The sequence below is a fragment of the Pseudomonas sp. 102515 genome (assembly GCF_031085165.1).
GTDB lineage: Bacteria > Pseudomonadota > Gammaproteobacteria > Pseudomonadales > Pseudomonadaceae > Chryseomonas.
Window position 1 is genome coordinate 1 of record NZ_JAVHTY010000007.1, and the last position, 17,310, is coordinate 17,310.

General features: G+C 66.1%; 20 protein-coding genes. 14 read left to right on the forward strand and 6 right to left on the reverse strand.

Going from position 1 to position 17,310, the window contains the following annotated elements; genetic code table 11:
* Window positions 1-164 precede the first annotated feature (164 nt).
* From birA to RCF34_RS21405, 5 genes are all read left to right on the forward strand, one after another.
* Window positions 165-1,109, forward strand: a complete 945-nt coding sequence (gene birA / locus RCF34_RS21385) for a bifunctional biotin--[acetyl-CoA-carboxylase] ligase/biotin operon repressor BirA (RefSeq protein ID WP_308709993.1) — start codon at window positions 165-167, stop codon at window positions 1,107-1,109.
* Window positions 1,099-1,851 (forward strand): type III pantothenate kinase, encoded by a 753-nt coding sequence (locus RCF34_RS21390; protein WP_308709994.1) that lies wholly within the window; start codon window positions 1,099-1,101, stop codon window positions 1,849-1,851. The genes birA and RCF34_RS21390 overlap by 11 nt, the downstream gene beginning before the upstream one ends.
* The gene (locus RCF34_RS21395; protein WP_037006863.1) at window positions 1,848-2,027 is read left to right on the forward strand and encodes a hypothetical protein; all 180 of its coding nucleotides are present in this window, start codon (window positions 1,848-1,850) and stop codon (window positions 2,025-2,027) included. The genes RCF34_RS21390 and RCF34_RS21395 overlap by 4 nt, the downstream gene beginning before the upstream one ends.
* 28 nt (window positions 2,028-2,055) lie before the next feature.
* Window positions 2,056-2,514, forward strand: coding sequence for a DUF3301 domain-containing protein (locus tag RCF34_RS21400; protein WP_308709995.1), 459 nt, complete (start codon window positions 2,056-2,058; stop codon window positions 2,512-2,514).
* Between the two features lie 98 nt (window positions 2,515-2,612).
* Window positions 2,613-3,905, forward strand: a complete 1,293-nt coding sequence (locus RCF34_RS21405) for an MFS transporter (RefSeq protein ID WP_308709996.1) — start codon at window positions 2,613-2,615, stop codon at window positions 3,903-3,905.
* Window positions 3,906-3,947: 42 nt separating this feature from the next.
* Here RCF34_RS21405 and RCF34_RS21410 read toward each other — a convergent pair whose 3' ends face one another.
* Together RCF34_RS21410 and RCF34_RS21415 are read right to left on the reverse strand one after the other, a co-directional pair.
* Window positions 3,948-4,412 carry a hypothetical protein gene (locus RCF34_RS21410; RefSeq protein ID WP_308709997.1) on the reverse strand — a complete coding sequence of 155 codons (465 nt, stop codon included), beginning with the start codon at window positions 4,410-4,412 and terminating at the stop codon, window positions 3,948-3,950.
* Window positions 4,413-4,532: 120 nt separating this feature from the next.
* A complete protein-coding gene (locus tag RCF34_RS21415; RefSeq protein WP_308709998.1) occupies window positions 4,533-5,468 on the reverse strand; it encodes an alpha/beta fold hydrolase in 936 nt (311 codons plus the stop codon).
* A gap of 123 nt (window positions 5,469-5,591) precedes the next feature.
* Here RCF34_RS21415 and RCF34_RS21420 point away from each other — a divergent pair, with 123 nt between their 5' ends.
* The 9 genes from RCF34_RS21420 to RCF34_RS21460 all read left to right on the forward strand — a co-directional run bounded on the left by RCF34_RS21420 (window position 5,592) and on the right by RCF34_RS21460 (window position 12,848).
* A complete protein-coding gene (locus RCF34_RS21420; protein WP_308709999.1) occupies window positions 5,592-6,110 on the forward strand; it encodes a hypothetical protein in 519 nt (172 codons plus the stop codon).
* A complete protein-coding gene (locus tag RCF34_RS21425) occupies window positions 6,107-6,505 on the forward strand; it encodes a DUF3140 domain-containing protein (protein WP_308710000.1) in 399 nt (132 codons plus the stop codon). The genes RCF34_RS21420 and RCF34_RS21425 overlap by 4 nt, the downstream gene beginning before the upstream one ends.
* Window positions 6,506-6,649: 144 nt before the next feature.
* Complete coding sequence (locus RCF34_RS21430) at window positions 6,650-7,540, forward strand: EamA family transporter (protein ID WP_308710001.1); 891 nt, start codon at window positions 6,650-6,652, stop codon at window positions 7,538-7,540.
* A 57-nt stretch (window positions 7,541-7,597) separates the two neighbouring features.
* On the forward strand, window positions 7,598-8,377 hold the full coding sequence (locus RCF34_RS21435) for a DeoR/GlpR family DNA-binding transcription regulator (protein ID WP_308710002.1): 780 nt from the start codon (window positions 7,598-7,600) through the stop codon (window positions 8,375-8,377).
* A gap of 20 nt (window positions 8,378-8,397) precedes the next feature.
* Window positions 8,398-9,531, forward strand: a complete 1,134-nt coding sequence (locus RCF34_RS21440; RefSeq protein WP_308710003.1) for an MFS transporter — start codon at window positions 8,398-8,400, stop codon at window positions 9,529-9,531.
* A 269-nt stretch (window positions 9,532-9,800) separates the two neighbouring features.
* Window positions 9,801-11,849 (forward strand): AsmA family protein, encoded by a 2,049-nt coding sequence (locus RCF34_RS21445; protein ID WP_308710004.1) that lies wholly within the window; start codon window positions 9,801-9,803, stop codon window positions 11,847-11,849.
* Window positions 11,850-11,978: 129 nt separating this feature from the next.
* On the forward strand, window positions 11,979-12,215 hold the full coding sequence (locus RCF34_RS21450) for a hypothetical protein (protein WP_133862860.1): 237 nt from the start codon (window positions 11,979-11,981) through the stop codon (window positions 12,213-12,215).
* Complete coding sequence (locus RCF34_RS21455; protein WP_183631489.1) at window positions 12,212-12,433, forward strand: YgdI/YgdR family lipoprotein; 222 nt, start codon at window positions 12,212-12,214, stop codon at window positions 12,431-12,433. The genes RCF34_RS21450 and RCF34_RS21455 overlap by 4 nt, the downstream gene beginning before the upstream one ends.
* Window positions 12,434-12,446: 13 nt before the next feature.
* Window positions 12,447-12,848, forward strand: a complete 402-nt coding sequence (locus RCF34_RS21460) for a Rho termination factor N-terminal domain-containing protein (protein WP_308710005.1) — start codon at window positions 12,447-12,449, stop codon at window positions 12,846-12,848.
* Between the two features lie 56 nt (window positions 12,849-12,904).
* On the opposite strand, the gene RCF34_RS21465 is transcribed toward RCF34_RS21460, so the two are convergent.
* From RCF34_RS21465 to RCF34_RS21480, 4 genes are all read right to left on the reverse strand, one after another.
* Entirely contained in the window at window positions 12,905-14,098 is a 1,194-nt protein-coding gene (locus RCF34_RS21465; protein WP_133862863.1) for a class I SAM-dependent rRNA methyltransferase, read from the reverse strand.
* Window positions 14,099-14,165: 67 nt separating this feature from the next.
* Window positions 14,166-14,405, reverse strand: coding sequence for a hypothetical protein (locus RCF34_RS21470; RefSeq protein WP_308710006.1), 240 nt, complete (start codon window positions 14,403-14,405; stop codon window positions 14,166-14,168).
* Between the two features lie 58 nt (window positions 14,406-14,463).
* Entirely contained in the window at window positions 14,464-14,850 is a 387-nt protein-coding gene (cueR, locus tag RCF34_RS21475) for a Cu(I)-responsive transcriptional regulator (protein WP_007162594.1), read from the reverse strand.
* Entirely contained in the window at window positions 14,847-17,231 is a 2,385-nt protein-coding gene (locus RCF34_RS21480; protein ID WP_308710007.1) for a heavy metal translocating P-type ATPase, read from the reverse strand. The genes cueR and RCF34_RS21480 overlap by 4 nt, the downstream gene beginning before the upstream one ends.
* Between the last annotated feature and the right edge of the window lie 79 nt (window positions 17,232-17,310).

Consider the following 17,310-nt stretch of genomic DNA (forward strand, 5'->3'; position numbering starts at 1 on the left):
CTTCCCGAACTCAGAAGTGAAACGATGCATCGCCGATGGTAGTGTGGGGTTTCCCCATGTGAGAGTAGGTCATCGTCAAGCGCCTAACACCCAGCACCCCCGCTCAGTTCATTCTGGCGGGGGTGTTGTCTTTGGGGCGGAAGAAAGTCGAACGGAGTCCGGGAATGCCGTTGCTGAAACTGCTGAGTGATGGAAAATTTCATTCCGGCGTCGAGCTTGGTGAGGCCTTGGGCATCTCCAGAAGTGCCATCTGGAAGCGTCTGAAGATGCTGGAAGATGACCTGGGCGTCGAAGTGTTCAAGGTGCCGGGCCGGGGCTACCGCCTGGAAGAGCCGCTGTCGCTGCTCGATGCCGAGCGGATCGCCGAGGAGGGCGGCTGGCCGGTAACGGTCCTGGGCTCCATCGACTCCACCAATGCGGAAGCGCAACGTCGTTTGCAACAGCAGTTGCCTCCATTCGCCTTGCTGGCCGAGCATCAGCAGGCCGGCCGCGGCCGTCGCGGTCGTGCCTGGGTCAGTCCCTATGGCAAGAATCTCTATCTCACCGCCGTGGTCTCCAGCCCGGGCGGGATCCAGAAGCTGCAGGCCCTGAGCCTGACCATGGGCCTGGCGGTCATTCGCACGCTGCAACAGCTGGGCGTCGAGGATGCCTGCTTGAAGTGGCCCAACGACGTCCTGGTGCGTGGCCGCAAGCTAGCCGGCATCCTCATCGAATTGTCGGGTGATCCGCAGGACGTTTGCCAGGCCGTCATCGGCATCGGTATTAACGTCAACATGCGTCTGGCCGACAACATCGATCAACCCTGGATCTCCATGGCCGAAGCACTGGGCGGTCTGCAGGATCGCAACCAGGTTGCCAGCCTGCTGCTCCGGGAGATCGACAACCTGTGGCAGATTCACCGCCAGGCTGGATTCGCCGCCCTGCGCGGCGAATGGGAGCGTTATCATGGCTGGCAAGGTCGAGCGGTAACCCTGTCTTCGGGGGTTCGCTGTATTCAGGGCACAGTGGCAGGAGTTGCCGAAGATGGGGCTATCCTCATGCATGTAGACGGTCAGACACAGGCGTTCAGCGGTGGCGAATTGAGCCTGAGCCTAGATCATGATTCTTGAACTCGATTGCGGTAACAGCCTGATCAAGTGGCGGCTGCTCGCCGCCGGCGCCGAAGTGGCCGCTACGGGCATCGTCGACAGCGACGATGCCCTGGTGGCTGCGTTGTCCCAGCCGGATACACCGCCACTGGCGGCTTGTCGTCTGGTCAGCGTGCGCAGCGATGAAGAGACCCAGCAGCTCAAGGAGTTGCTGACCGCGACCTTCGGTATCCCCTGTTACCAGGCCGTGCCGGTAGAGGCCTGGAATGGCGTGCGCAATGGCTATCGTGATCATCAGCGCCTGGGCATGGATCGCTGGCTGGTGATCCTGGCCGCGGTACAGCTCGCCGAGGGCAAGGCTTGCGTGGTCCTGGATCTGGGCACCGCGGTCACGGCCGATCTGGTCGATGCCCAGGGCGAGCACCAGGGAGGGTTCATCTGTCCGGGGATTCCGTTGATGCGTCGGGAACTGCAGACCCATACCCGTCGGATCCGCTACGATCCACATTGGGCCAGTGGTGAACGCTACGAGGCGCCGGGACGCACGACCATCGAGGCCGTGGAGCGTGGGTGTCTCTACATGCTCAAGGGATTCGTCCGTACCCAGTACGAACTGGCTCAGGAAATGTTCGCCGAAGGCTGCGAGATCTTTCTGACCGGGGGTGACGCGGAACTGGTCAAACATGTCGTTCCGGGCGCGCGAATCGTGCCCGATATGGTGTTTGCTGGATTGGCTTTGGCGTGTCCGCTCGAGAACGAATGATGCGTTGGTTGTTTCTGCTATTGGTGGTACTGAACGTTTTCTACTACATATGGCACCAACAGCAGGTGCCGTTGCTGGGTAAGGAAATCGCCCCTCTGGCGCTGTACAAAGGCGAGCGTGAAAACATTCGCCTGTTGAACGAGACGGCATCTGGTGACGCTGCACGGCGTCAGTGACGGCGGTACCCTTCGATGAGGAGCGAAGATGCTGACGCTAGGTAATCTCTGCCTGTTGCTGGGCGCAGTCGGCATTGGTCTGTGGTTCTGGCACGCCCACGGCATTCGCGAACGAGCGCTGGTGCTGGCCGAGCAGGAGTGTCGTCGCCGCAAGGTCATGCTGCTCGATGGTGCCGTGGCTTTTTCCCGCTTTCGCTGGCTGGCCGATGCCAAGGGGCGCAAGCGCCTGGCGCGGTTGTTCGCCTTCGAATTCACCGTGACGGGCGAGGAGCGGCTCGATGCCTCTCTGGCCCTGTTCGGCAAGGCCCTGGCCAAGGTCGAGTTCGCGCCTTTCGTGGTGCCCGAGGTTGAGCGCCCAACCGCGGATTCGGTGGTGGCTTCGGCTCCTGCCTATCAGGCCAAGCCCGAGCACGGCCAGGTGGTCTATCTGGATCAATGGCGGCAGCGCCAGCGTACCGAGACCAACAGGCGCCAAGAGCCGGAGTGATCTCCGGCGCTCTCTCCCCCCACTTTTCCTTCCGTAGTCCCGACGATCAGCTCCGGCTGGTCCGTTCTGGCTTTCCGCTTCTTTTCATGTGATCCCTGATGTTCAGCCCTCTCGTTACCTTTCCTGCACTCTATTTCGCCACCCTCCTCATGTTGGCCGGCTCCGGCCTCTTCACCACCTATATCGGTCTGAGACTTACCGGAGAAGGGGCGGGGGACCTGTGGACCGGCGCCTTGATGGCGGCCTACTATTTCGGACTGGTCTGCGGTGGCAAGTTCGGTCATCGCCTGATCGCCAGTGTCGGCCATATCCGTTCCTATGTGGCCTGCGCCGGTGCGGCGACGGTCACGGTGCTCATTCACGCCCTGATCGATGACCTGAACGTCTGGATCGCGCTGAGGTTCGTCATGGGCGTGGTGATGATGAATCAGTACATGGTGATCGAGAGCTGGCTCAATGAGCAGGCGGAGAATCATCAGCGCGGCAAGGTGTTCGCCGGCTACATGGTGGCGGTGGACCTGGGGCTGGTGATCGGCCAGGCGCTGTTGGCCTGGCATCCGCAACTCGACTACAAGCCGCTGCTGCTGGTCGCCATCTGCTTCGCCTCCTGCCTGATTCCCCTGGCCATGACCCGCCGGGTGCACCCGGCGAAGCTGGTGGCGGCGCCGCTGGAGATCCGTTTCTTCTGGCAGCGGGTACCCCAGTCGCTGGTGACCATCTTCACCGCGGGTCTGCTGGTAGGCGGCTTCTATGGCCTGGCGCCGGTATTCGCCAGTCGCAGTGGCCTGGATACGGCGCAATCGAGCTTCTATGTCGGGTTGTGCATCGTCGCGGGTTTCTGCGCCCAGTGGCCGCTGGGCTGGCTGTCGGATCGTCTCGATCGCTGCAAGCTGATTCGCGCCAATGCGGTGTTGCTGTGCCTGGCGGCGGTGCCCCTGTGGGGGCTGATCAGCTTGCCCTATCCGTGGCTGCTGGCCGCGGGCTTCGTCTCGGGGATGCTGCTGTTCACCCTCTATCCGCTGGCCACGGCCTTCGCCAACGACCACGTCGAGCCCGAGCGGCGAGTGGAGTTGTCGGCGATGCTGCTGACCACCTATGGCGTCGGTGCCTGCATCGGGCCACTGCTGGCCGGCGCGGCCATGGAGCATTTCGGCCCCGGCACCTTCTATGTGCTGACCTCGGCCTATGCGCTGATCCTGATCGTCTTCGTGCAGCCCCGTTTCGTCAGTGGCGAGCACCGGCTGGACGCGGCACCGCTGCACCACGTGGCCATGCCGGATTCGGTGAGTCCGATGGCGACGGCGTTGGATCCGCGCATCGACGAGGTGCCGCAGGAGATGGTGGTGGAGGCCCCTGCCAGCATTGGGCCGGGTAGCGAGAAGATCCATTGAGCGAGCCCGGCGCAAGGCCGGGCAAGAAGGAGCGGGTAGCGCTTAGGCCTGGCGGGTCTGGCCGGCCTCGATCAGGCGGTCGAGGGTCTGGGCCGAACCGTTTTCGGCCAGGACGTCACCCTGCAGGCGCTGCTGCTGGCGGTCGATCAGCCGACCCATGGGGTGCTGGCTGGATTCTTCGGCCACTTCATCGCCACCGAGACGCTGCTGCTGGTCTTCGATCACCTGACCCAGGGGGCGCAGGCTGGATTCCTCGGCGATCCGGCGTTCCTGCAGCTGGCGTTGCTGCTGCTTGATGACCTCACCCAGCGGCCGCAGACCGGATTCTTCGGCCAGGGTGCGTTGCTGCAGGCGCTGCTGCTGTTGCTTGATCAACTGGCCCAATGGGCGTTGGCTGGATTCCTCGGCGATCTGGGTGGCAGCGCTCGGGGTGAAGGCGAAGTCCTGGGCGAAGGTGTTCAGGGCCAGGGCGGTCAGGGCGAAACCGAAGGCGATACGCAGGTTCATGATGGTGTCCTCTGGGGAAACTGTGCTGGAGTGCGTTCAGTATCCCGAGCAGGACCGCCTGAAAAAAATAGACTGGCCAGATAGTGACTATCAGCGCCGTCGATGCCTTTCAAAAGGTCTCTAGCCTCCCGTCGATGATTCCGGCTTCTCCACTTCGCTCAGGTGCGCGTCGCCGAACAGTTCGCGCAAGGCGGCGGCATAGTCGCGCGTGCCTATCACCATGCTGTTGGAATGGGTTCCGCCGGGGATCAACAGCAGGCGCTTGGGCGGCCGAGCTGCCGCATAGAGGGCTTCGCTGAAGCGGGGAGGGACATAGCGATCATCGCCGCCGTGGACGATGAGCACGGGGATATGGATGTCCGGGATCTTGTCCAGGGAATCGAATTTCTCCGACATCAGCCAGCGCAGGGGAAAGCGCGTGTCGACCACGGCCGAGGCGGCATCGGCCAGGGTGGTGAAAGTGGACTCGATAATCAGACCGGCCGCGGCGGGATAGCTACCGGTGGGATCTCCGTCGCGGGCGATGCGCCAGGCCAGGTCCACCGCTACGGCGCCGCCCAGGGAGTGACCGTAGAGGTATCTCTTGCGGGGATCGGGCTGCAGGCTCTGCAGGTGCTTCCAGGCGATGCGGGCATCCTGGTAGACGCTGCGCTCCGACGGGACGTCGCCAGGGCTTTCGCCGAAGCCGCGATAGTCGATGGCCAGTACCGAATAGCCGAGTTGCCGCAGGGTGGCGATGCGCCGGACCTGGGCGGTGAGATTCCAGCGGGTGCCATGCAGATAGAGCAGGGTGGGCGCGTCCGGACGGCGGGCGGGCCACCACCAGGCGTGCAGGTAGTCGGTGCCGGTCAGGCCGTCGGGGACCGGCAGATTGAACTGGCGGACGCCTTCCGGCACGCCGGTGAACCAGCTGGCGGTGCCGGGTTCGATACTGAACACCCACTGGCGTTCGCGATAGGCCAGCTCGGAACAGCCATAGGGGACCCCGACCCCCACCAGCAGGGTGACGAAGAGCAGCGGGATCAGGCGGCGGCGGAGCAGGGTGGCAAGGGACATGGCTTTCTCTGGATACCGGAAGACGCAGGGTAGGGGCATTCGTCGCCTGACGCGAACCCCCGTTTCGGTTGGACAGTCATCCTAGAGACAGCGACTGCAGCGACCCCCAACCTGAGGTGAGCCATGAGTGCGACAGCCAAGAAGAGCGATCCCGAGCTCTGGGAAAAGGTGAAGAAAGAGATTACCGAGGGCGACAAGGGCGGCAAGCCTGGGCAATGGTCGGCGCGCAAGGCGCAACTGGCTTCCCAGGAGTACCAGAAGCGCGGTGGTGAATACCAGGGCGGCAAGGGCAAGGACAATCATCTGCAGCAGTGGACCGACGAGAAGTGGGACACCCGCTCCGGCAGGCAGTCCGAGGAGACCGGCGAACGCTATCTGCCGGAAAAGGCCCGGGACTCCCTGAGCAAGGAAGAGTACCAGCGCACCACCGCCAAGAAGCGCCGTGACACGCGCCGCGGCAAGCAGCACTCCAAGCAGCCGGCCGATGTGGCGCGCAAGGCGGCGTCGGCGCGCGAGTCGGGCCTGGCCGGTCTGACCAAGGACGAGCTGATGAAACGTGCGGCGCGCCGCGAGGTGCGGGGCCGGTCGCGCATGAAGAAAGACGAACTGGTGAAGGCGTTGCAAAAGGCAGGTGAAAAATGAGCACCAAGAAGGCTTCCAACGACGACAAGAAGGACGACAAGAAGGAGGTGCGCAGCGAGTTCAAGCAGGTGGTCAACATGACCCCGAGCCAGTTGCGCAAATGGCTCAGCGGCGATACCAGCAAGGGCGTGGGCATGACCAAGGGTGGCAAGAAGGTCAAGGCCGCCAACGATGGCAAGGCGGTCGGTCATGCCATGGGTGAGCGCATCCTCGAGCTCAAGGGCAAGCGCCAGGCCGAGCTGGAAGACGACGACTACCAGGCCATGCGCAAGGTCATCGGCTATGTGCATCGCCATCTCAAGCAGCGACCGGACGGTGACATCGAAGACTCGCGCTGGCGCAAGTCGTTGATGAACTGGGGCCATGACCCCCTGCGCGACAAGCGCAGCGCCTGATCCCGACGAACCGCAGCCCAGGCTGCGGTTTTCCTTTCTGTGCAGAGTGACTGGCCGAATTTGTGGGCAACTGTGACGCCGCAGCGCGGACGCAAAGGAGTAGGGTAGCCGCCTATCTATCTGAACACGCTCAAGGAGTTGTCGATGGCACCCCGGGATCTGTTGCTGGCACTGGTCGTCATCCTGGCCTGGGGGGTGAACTTCGTCGTCATCAAACTCGGCCTGCATGGCGTGCCGCCCATGCTGCTGGGTACCCTGAGATTCTGTCTGGCGGCCTTTCCGGCCATCCTCTTCGTGCGGCGTCCCCAGGTGTCCTGGCGGCTGCTGCTGGCCTACGGCCTGACCATTTCCCTGGGACAGTTCGCCTTCCTGTTCTCGGCCATGTACGTGGGCATGCCGGCGGGGCTGGCCTCGCTGGTATTGCAGGCCCAGGCCTTCTTCACCCTGGCATTCGCGGCGACCTTTCTCGGTGAGAAGGTGCGCCGGGCGAGTCTGGTCGGGCTGCTGGTGGCGGCGCTGGGCCTACTGCTGATCGGTACCGAGCATGGCGTCACCATGACCCTGGCCGGTTTCCTGCTGACCCTGGCGGCGGCGGCCATGTGGGGGCTGGGCAACATCGTCACCAAGAAGATCGGCAAGGTGGACATGCTCGGCCTGGTGGTCTGGGGCAGCCTGATTCCGCCCATCCCCTTCTTCGTCCTGTCGCTGCTCCTGGAAGGTCCCGAGCAGATTGCCACGGCGCTGACCTCGCTGTCGGGCGGTTCGGTCTTCGCCATCGTCTACCTGGCCTTTATCGCCACCCTGGTCGGCTACGGTATCTGGAGTCGCCTGCTGTCACGCTATCCGGCCGGCCAGGTGGCGCCCTTTTCCCTGCTGGTGCCGGTGGTGGGGCTGACCTCGGCCGCCGTGTTGCTGGGTGAGCAGATGACTCTCCAGCAGGAAGTGGGTGGCCTGGCGGTCATGCTCGGCCTGTTGATCAATGTCTTTGGCGGTCGCTGGCTGGATGCGCGGGACAAGGCCTCATCCGCTGCATGATGTTGCACGTTTATAAATGATTGTGCATGATCTGCTGGTCCTTTTGGAGTATTAGCGATGACTGCCATTCACCTTCCCGAAGAACGCCAGGCCGCGATCCTGGCCCTGCTGCGCGAACAGGGCCGGGTCCTCTCGGCCGAACTGGCCGCGACCTGGGGCATTTCCGAAGACAGCGTGCGCCGCGACCTGCGCGAACTGGCCCGTCAGGGCCTGTGCCGCCGGGTGTATGGTGGGGCGCTCTCGCTGCTGACGCCGCCGGAGGCGCTGCCGGCGCGTATCGGTCAGGACGAGGCGGCCAAGCAGACACTGGGGCGGGCCGCGGCCGGGCTGGTGCAACGGGGGCAATTGCTGTTGCTCGATGCCGGCTCGACCAACCTGGCCATCGCCCAGGCGTTGCCCATGGATCTCGACCTGACCGTGGCCACCAATGCGCCGGTGATCGCCACGGCGCTGCTGCAGCGGCCGGGCATCCGGGTGCTGATGATCGGCGGCCTGGCTGCGCCGAAGTCCGGCGCCTGCCTGGGCGCCCGGGCGCTGCGCGATCTGCGCGGCGTGCGCGCGGACCTGGCCTTTCTCGGCACCTGCGCCCTGGCGGTAGAAACCGGGGTGACCGGCTTCGACCTGGAAGAAGCCGAGTTCAAGGCGGCCGTGGCCGAACAGAGCAGCCAGGTCGCTGTCGCGGTGACCGCCGAGAAGCTCGACAGCGTGGCCTTCTATCATGTGCTCCGGCTCGATCAGCTGAACCACCTGGTGCTGGAGCCGGGGTTGAGCGAGGAGCGCCTGCAGCCCTATCGCGACGCCGGCCTGCACCTGCATTCGCTCGCCAGCGACCGCTGATCTCTCGCCCAAGGATTCCCATGACCTCTGCCGTACTGCGTCGCCAACGCCGCGCCACCTCTACCGTCTTTCTCGCCAATGGTTGCGGAATCGGTGGCTGGGCGGCCGCCATTCCCGAACTCAAGCGCGATCTGGCGCTGGGCGACGGCCAGTTGAGTCTGGTGCTGCTGGCGGTCGCCCTCGGCGCCCTGCTGACCATGCCCTTCGCCGGGGTGCTGGTGCCGCGCCTGGGCGGTACCGGACGCCTCACCCGGCTGAGTATCCTGGCCTTCGGGCTGGTGCTGATCTGGCCCGGGGTGGCGCCGTCCCTGGGCTGGCTGCTGCCTTGCGCGCTGCTGCTCGGTGCCAGCAATGGCCTGATCGACGTGGCCATGAACGCCCATGCCAGCGATGTCGAAAGCCGCTGGAACGGCCCGCTGATGTCGTCCTTCCATGCCGCCTTCAGCCTGGGCGGATTTCTCGGCGCCGGCCTGGGGGCACTGGTGCTGCACCTGGGCGCCTCGGCGCTGGCGGTGCTGCTGGCCGCTGCCCTGGTGGCGCTGGTGCTGGCCTTGCCCGCCGCCCTGGCCTTGGACGAAGGCGATCGCAGTCCGGTGAGCCACGCCCTGCGGCTGCCGGATCGGCGGGTCCTGGCGCTGGGGTTGATCGCCCTGGGCTGCCTGATGCTGGAGGGGGCCATGACCGACTGGAGCGCCGTCTACCTGGGCCAGGTGGGCGGGGCGAGTCCGGTGGTGGCGACCCTGGGCTATGCGGCCTTTTCGCTGACCATGCTGGTGGGTCGGCTGTTCGGCGACGGCATACGCGGCCGCTTCGGCGGTCCCCAGGTGATCGTTGGCGGTGCCCTGCTGGCGACCCTGGGACTGGCCCTGGCGGTACTCCTGCCGGCGCCCTGGACCGCGATCCTCGGCTTCGCCCTGGTCGGCCTGGGCCTGTCCAACGTGGTACCGGCGGCCTTCAGCGCCGCCGGCCAGGTAGCCGAGACGCCGGCGGCGGGCATCGCCATGACCGCCACGGCCGGCTATCTCGGTTTCTTGCTCGGTCCGCCGCTGATCGGCGCCGTGGCGGGGCAGGTGGGCCTGCGCGGCAGCCTGCTGCTGCTGACCCTGATCGGAGTGGCGGTGGCGCTGCTAGCGCTGCGTCAGCGCAAGCCCTAGGCGCTTGTTCAAAGGCTGCTGCGCGTCGGCCAAACGGCGTTGAAAAGCCCTGGGTCGCCAGCCCGGCCTGGGCGGCCCCGTCGCAATGCTCATTTACCATTCGTAAACTCGAGCGCGAGTCAGATCCGCTTCCTCAGGTGTTTTCGCGGGGCCGCCTAGGCCTTGTTTGCCTCTAGCTCGCGAGCCTTTGAACAGGCTCCGAGCGCTATCCAGGGAACCCCGCTGCGCTGAGTAGACCCAAGAGGGAACGGAAATCCAAGGAGGCGGCCATGACGCGCCCACGCAAGATCCTCGCCTGGCTGCTGGGAATCATCCTGCTGCTGTTCGTCCTGCTGGCGGTGGTGCTGGCCACCTTCGACTGGAATCGGCTCAAGCCGACCCTCAACGAGCAGGTGTCGAGCGCCTTGCACCGACCCTTCGCCATCAAGGGCAACCTGGGTGTGGTCTGGCACCGCGAGCCGGATCAGGGCGGCTGGCGCGCCTGGATTCCCTGGCCGCACATCGCCGCCGAGGACCTGACCCTGGGCAACCCGGACTGGGCCAAGGACAAGATATTCGTCCACCTCGACCGGGTGCAGTTGCGGATCTCGCCGCTGGCGCTGCTGGCCAAGCAGGTCTATATCCCGCGCATCGACCTCACCGGTCCGGTGGTCAATGCCCAGCGGCTGGCCGATGGCCGCAACAGCTGGACCTTCGAGACCGCCGAGAAGGACCCCAAGGCCGAACCCTCGGCCTGGACCGTGGACATCGGCACCATCGGCTTCGACGCCGGCCAGGTCGGCTTCGACGATGCCCAGACCGCTACCCGGCTGCGGGCGCGGATCACTTCCCTGGACGCCCCCATCGCCTATGCCGATCTGGTGGGCAAGCAGGGCACCTCGCGCCAGCGCTCCAGCGTCAAGCAGACCCAGCCCTTCCAGTTCGCCCTGGCGGTGGAGGGCAGCTACAAGCAGGTGCCGATCAGTGGCCGTGGCCAGATCGGTGGACTGCTGGCCTTGCAGGACGCCGATGTGCCTTTCCCCATCCAGCTCGATGCCCGGGCGGGCGAGACCCGCGCCCAGGTCTTTGGCACCTTGACCGATCCGCGGCGCCTGGGCGCCCTGGATCTGCATCTGGTGCTGGAAGGCAAGAGCCTGGCGCAGCTCTATCCGCTGACCGGGGTCACCCTGCCGGAGACGGCGTCCTATGCCACCGATGGCCATCTCACGGTCAAGCTCAACGATCCGGCCGGCGCCCGCTTCAGCTATGAAGACTTCAATGGCCGGGTCGGCAAGAGTGACCTGCATGGCGAGGTGCTGTTCACCGGCGGCAAGCCACGACCCAAGCTCAGTGGCACCCTGCGCTCCGATCAGCTGTTGTTCGAGGACCTGGCGCCGCTGATCGGCGCCGATACCAAGGAGCAGCAGGCGGCCAGGGGCGAGACCAGCAAGCAGCCGGTGGACAAGGCGCTGCCGGTCTCCGAATTCCGCACCGAGCGCTGGCGCGCCATGGATGCCGACGTACGTTTCACCGGCAAGCGCATCGTGCAGAACGCGCAGCTGCCGATCACCGATCTGAATACCCACGTGCGCCTGACCGATGGGGTGCTGCTGCTCGATCCCCTGCGCTTTGGCGTGGCCGGGGGCGACCTGAACACCACGGTGCGCCTGGAGGGTGACAAGACGCCGCTACAGGGGCGGGTCGATCTGCACGTGCGCCGGGTCAAGTTGAACCAGCTGTTCCCCACCGTGGAGGCCATGAAGCGCAGCATGGGCGAACTCAATGGCGATGCCACCCTGAGTGGCACCGGCAACTCGGTGGCGGCGCTGCTCGGCACCAGCAACGGCGAACTCAAGCTGCTGATGAACGACGGCCGGATCAGCCGCAGCCTGATGGAGCTGGCCGGCCTCAACGTCGGCAACTACCTGGTCGATCGGTTGTTCGGCGATGACGAGGTGGAGATCAATTGCGCGGTCGCCGATCTCGATTTCAAGAAGGGCCTGGTGCAGCCCCAGGTCTTCGTGCTCGATACCGAGAACGCCCTGATCAACATCACCGGCACCATCAACCTGGCGAGCGAACGACTGGATCTCACCGTCGATCCCCACAGCAAGGGCCTGCGCATTTTCTCGCTGCGCTCGCCGCTCTATGTACGTGGCTCCCTGAAGAATCCGTCACCGGGCGTGAAGGCACTGCCGCTGGCAGCCCGGGGTGCCGTGGCGGCGCTGCTGGCGACCTTCGCGGCGCCTGCCGCTGGTCTGCTGGCGCTGGTCGCACCCAGCAACGAGCAGGGCACCCAGTGCGTGCCGCTCCTGCAGCAGATGCGGGCCGGGCGTTGAGCTAGAGCCTTTCGGGGTACTAGACAGACGACCGTTCGGCGGCGTCTGACGGGCGGAAAAGAACCGCTCTGGTTGCCCGGGCTCTATAGAAATAACCCGAGTCGGGCAGCCTTTTCGCGGAGACCTCTCATGCGTGACGACACCGATAGCCATTACGAAATCCACTACAAGTTGCTGGGCGAAAGCTACACCGACCGTATCAGCAACCTGGACGTACCCATCACCGACGTGGTCCGCGAGCTGGCCTGCCGGCACCTGGATGCGATCAACGACGAGCGCTTCCACCTGGCCGACATCGAGTCCGGGCAGGCGCTGGTGGCGCTGCACGATGTGTCCATCCATCGCGTCGCGCCGGAAGCGCCATGAAGCGCCTGTTGAGTGGTGGATTGCTGGCCATGACCCTGCTGGGTCTGGCAGCTTGCTCCACCGAGACGGTGGTGACCCTGCAGGACGGTAGCCAGTACATCACCGAAGATCGTCCCAACACCAAGACGGCCGACGGCTTCTACGAATTCACCGATGTGGCGGGTCGTCATGTGCGGGTGAAGGCGGCTGACGTGGCCACCATCAAGGCGGAAGACTAGCCAGGAGACTGCCATGCCCCGCGGCGACAAGTCCAAGTACAGCGACAAGCAAGCACTCAAGGCCGAGCACATCGAGGAGAGCTACGAGAAGAAAGGCGTCTCCAAGGATGAAGCCGAAGCGCGGGCCTGGGCGACGGTGAACAAGCAGTCCGGCGGTGGCGAAAAGAGCGGCTCCGGCAAGACCAAGAGCGGTACCGCCAAAAGCGCGGATCGCAAGGACTCCGCGCGGCGTGCGGTGGCGACCAAGCAGGGCCAGTCGCCCAACAGCGAGCGGGCGTCGGTACGGCGTTCGCGTAACGGCAGCACCTCGCTTAGCGACATGACCCGCGACGAGTTGGTGAAGAAGGCCGCCGAACAGAATGTCCGTGGTCGCTCACGGATGAAGAAGGATGAGTTGATTCGCGCCCTGAGCTGAGGCATTCGAGACAAGAAAAAGCCGGACGCTGTCCGGCTTTTTCTTTGCCTGGCGCCTTAGCTGGGCAGCAGCCGGCAGGTGAGGCTCTTGATGTAGCGAGTCTCCGGGATGGCCGGGTGTACCGGGTGATCCGGGCCCTGGGCACCGCGTTCGAGGATCTGCAGGTTGCGATCCAGATGGCGGGCACTGCCGAGCAGGATGTTCTGCAGGTCGTCTTCGGGCAGGTGCATTGAGCAGGAGGCGCTGACCAGGATGCCATCCTTGTTCAGCAGGCGCATGGCCTGTTCGTTGAGGCGGCGATAGGCGGCCTCGCCGTTCTTCAGGTCCTTGCGCTTTTTGATGAAAGCCGGCGGGTCGGCCACGATGACGTCGAATTTCTCTTCGCCGGCCTTGAGTTCCTTGAGCGCCTCGAAGACATCGCCCTCGACGCACACCAGCTTTTCCGCCAGGCCATTGAGGGTGGCGTTGCGCTCCACGCCGTCGAGGGCGAAGCCCGAGGCGTCCACGCACATGACCTCGCTGGCACCGAAGGCCGCGGCTTGGACCCCCCAGCCGCCGATGTAGCTGAACAGGTCGAGCACCCGCTTGCCTTCGACATAGGGCGCCAGGCGCGCACGATTCAGGCGATGGTCATAGAACCAGCCGGTCTTCTGGCCTTCGCGGACCGGGGCCTCGAAGCGCACGCCGTTCTCTTCCAGCGCCACCCAGTCGGGGACCTCACCGTAGGCCACTTCCACGTAGCTGGAGAGGCCTTCGGCCGCGCGGGCGCTGCCGTCGTTCTTCCACAGCACGCCCTGGGGCTTGAACACCTGCAGCAGGGCGGCGAGGATGGCGTCGCGCTGGCGCTCCATGGTGGCGGAGGCGATCTGTACCACCAGGATGTCGTTGAAGCGATCCACCACCAGGCCGGGCAGGAAATCCGAATCGCCGTAGACCAGGCGATAGCAGTGGCTGCCGAACAGCCGCTCGCGCAGGCTCAGGGCGACCTTGAAGCGATGCACCAGCAGCGACTTGTCCAGCAGGTAGCCGGTGTCGCGAGAGAACAGGCGGGCACAGATCAGGTTGTTGGGCGACAGCGCCACCAGGCCCAGTGGCTTGCCACTGGTGGTTTCCAGGATGGCCTGGTCGCCCGGCTCGAAGGCGGTGAGCGGGGTGGCGACGACATCCACCTCGTTGCTGTACACCCAGAGGTGCCCGGCGCGCAGACGGCGGTCGGCATTGGCTTTGAGGCGCAGGCGAGGCAGGGTCATGAAGGTCTCCGGCGAAGGGGGCAAAAGCGCGGAATTATAGCGCAAAGCCACCCGCCTGGGCCGGCCGTCAGTCCCGCTGGCTGACCTCGATATCGCTCAGCCCGGCTTCCTGGGCGCGGCGGACGATGCTCGGCTGGGCATGGCGTTCCCAGGGCGCGTCGACCACCACCTGGGGGTCCTCGACGTGCTTGATCAGCAACTGCAGCACGGCTTCCTCTTCGGTGACCGGCTCGAAGCTCTCCAGCTCGTGGGTGAGGGGCTCGCCATTGAGGCGATAGCGGATCTGGTAGCGGTGCAGGGTCTGCATGGGGGTACCTCGGCAGCGGGGGATAAGCGATGGACCCCACCGGGCGGCAGCGGTTGCGTCAGCCGCCGAGGGTATCGAGGATCGGGCATTCGGGGCTGGCGTCGCCATGGCAACAGGACACCAGCTCGCCCAGCGTGCTGCGCAGGCGGGTCAATTCGGCGATCTTCAGATCCAGCTCGGCGATGTGCCGCTTGGCCAGCGCCTTGACGTCGGCACTGGCGCGCTGTCGATCCTGCCAGAGGCTGAGCAGCTGGCGAATCTCTTCCAGGCTGAAGCCCAGCTCCCGCGAGCGGCGGACGAAGGCCAGTACCCGCAGGTCTTCCGCGCCGTACTGGCGATAGCCGCTGTCGGTACGACCGGCGGGCGCCAGCAGGCCGATGCGCTCGTAGTAGCGCAGCATCTTGGCGGTGAGGCCACTGGCCTTGGCGGCTTGACCGATGTTCATGACGGAAGATCCCCGGACGGGCGCCAGCGACCGAGCAGCAGGGCATTGGCCAGGACACTGACGCTGGAAAAGGCCATGGCGGCGCCGGCATAGACCGGATCGAGCAGACCCAGGGCGGCCAGCGGCAGGCCGATGACATTGTAGACGAAGGCCCAGAACAGATTCTGGCGGATCTTGCGCTGGGTGCGCCGGGCGATGTCCAGCGCCGCCACCACCTGGCGCGGGTCCTCCTGCAGCAGGGTGATGCCGGCCGCGTGGCGAGCGGCCGCGGTGCCCGAGCCCATGGCGATGCCCAGCTCGGCGGCGGCCAGCGCCGGGGCGTCGTTGAGGCCGTCGCCGACCATGGCGACACCGCCCCTGGTCGCTTGCAGACGGGCCACCATGGCGGCCTTGTCGGCGGGCAACACCTCGGCCTCCCACTGCTCGATGCCCAGGGCCGCGGCCACCTGGCGGGCGCTGCCGCGGTTGTCACCGGTCAGCAGCCAGCTGTCGATGCCGTCCCGGCGCAACCGGGCGATGGCCTCGGCAGCACCCGGACGGATCTCGTCGCCAAAGGCCAGCAGCCCCAGCACCCGCGGCTGGCCGCCGCTTTCCAGCAGCCAGGACAGGGTCAGCCCCTGGTCTTCCCAGGCGCGCGCGGCGTCGGCCAGGGGGCCGGCGGCCAGCTGTTGTTCGGCCATGAGTCGCGCATTGCCCAGCAGCAGGGAGCGCTCCTGCCAAATACCCTGGAGGCCACGGCCGGGCAGGGCGCGCACGTCCCGGGCGGGTGGGGTGTCCAGGCCGCGGTCGCGACAGGCCCGGAGCACCGCCGCGGCCAGGGGATGCTCGCTGCCGCGTTGCAGACTGCCGGCCAGGCTCAGCAATTCGGCTTCCTCGATGCCGGGTGCCGTGGCCAGCTGGCGCAGGCGCAACTGGCCGGCGGTCAGGGTGCCGGTCTTGTCGAAGACCACGGTAGTGATGCCCTGGGCGCATTCCAGGGTCTCGGCGTCCTTGATCAGGATGCCGTGGCGCGCCGCCACCCCGGTACCGGCCATCAGGGCGGCGGGTGTGGCCAGCCCGAGGGCGCAGGGGCAGGCGATGACCAGTACCGCCACGGCGGCGAGCAGACTGGGTTCCAGGGCGTGGCCGCTCAGCAGCCAGCCGAGCAGGGTGACCAGGGCCAGGGTCACCACCACCGGGACGAACACCTGGCTGATGCGATCCACCAGCTGCTGGATGGGTGCCTTGGTGGCCTGGGCGTCTTCCACCAGGCGAATGATACCGGCCAGCACCGTCTCTCCACCCAGGGCAGTGACCTCGATCTGCAGATTGCCCTCGCCATTGATGGCGCCCCCCACCACCTCGTCGCCGGGACCCTTGGCGACCGGGCGGCTTTCGCCGGTGAGCAGGGCTTCGTCCACCTGGCTTTCACCCTGCAGGATGCGGCCATCGGCCGGGATGCGTTCGCCCGGACGGAGCTGCAGGCGATCACCCAGGCGCAGGCGATTCAGGGCGACCTCTTCTTCCTGGCCGGCCGCATCGAGGCGCCGGGCACTTTCCGGGCGCAGGGCTTCCAGGGCGCGCAGGGCCGCGCCGGTACGGCGCTTGGCGCTGGTCTCCAGGTATTTGCCCAGGCGCACCAGGGCGATGACCATGGCCGCCGTCTCGAAGTAGAGGTGCGGGCTGCCCTTGACCAGCCAGAGGTAGAGGCTCAGGCCAAAGGCGGCGCTGGTGCCTAGGGTGACCAGCACATCCATGTTGCCGCTGCGGGCGCGCAGGGCATGCCAGGCACCGCGATAGAAGCGCGCGCCGGCCAGGAACTGCACCGGCGTCGCCAGCAGGAATTGCAGCCAGGCGGGCGGCATCGGGTGCCAGCCGAAGGGCGTCAGCAGCATGGGCAGGATCAGTGGCGCGGCCAGCAGCAGCGCCAGGGCCAGCTCCAGACGTTCCCAGGACCAGCCTTGACGGGCCGGCGCTGAACGCTCGTCTTCGGCGCGGCGATCCTGGGCGCCGTAGCCGGCGGCTTCCACCGCGGCGATCAGCGCGTGCGTCTCGACCGCGGCCAGGGTCTTGACCCGGGCTCTTTCGCTAGCCAGGTTGACCTCGGCGGCCAGCACCCCGGGCACCGCACGCAGGGCCTTTTCGATCCGCCCGGCGCAGTTGGCGCAGCTCATGCCGGACAGCGCCAGGTCATGCTCGGCCTCGGCCACCCGGTAGCCAGCCGAGCTGACCGCCTCGGCCAGCGCCGGCGCCGCGTCGGCCGGCGCGCTGACGCGGGCCTTTTCGCTGGCCAGGTTGACGCCGGCCGTGCTGACCGCCGGCACCTTCCGCAGGGCGCGCTCGACCCGACCGGCGCAGGCCACGCAGGTCATGCCACTGATGGAGAGTTCGAATTCGTGCATGGGCACCTCCTGAGCTCAGTGTTGACCTTGACCTCGGGTCAAGGTCAACACTGGAACCCGGGCCTGGCGCTGGCGTCAG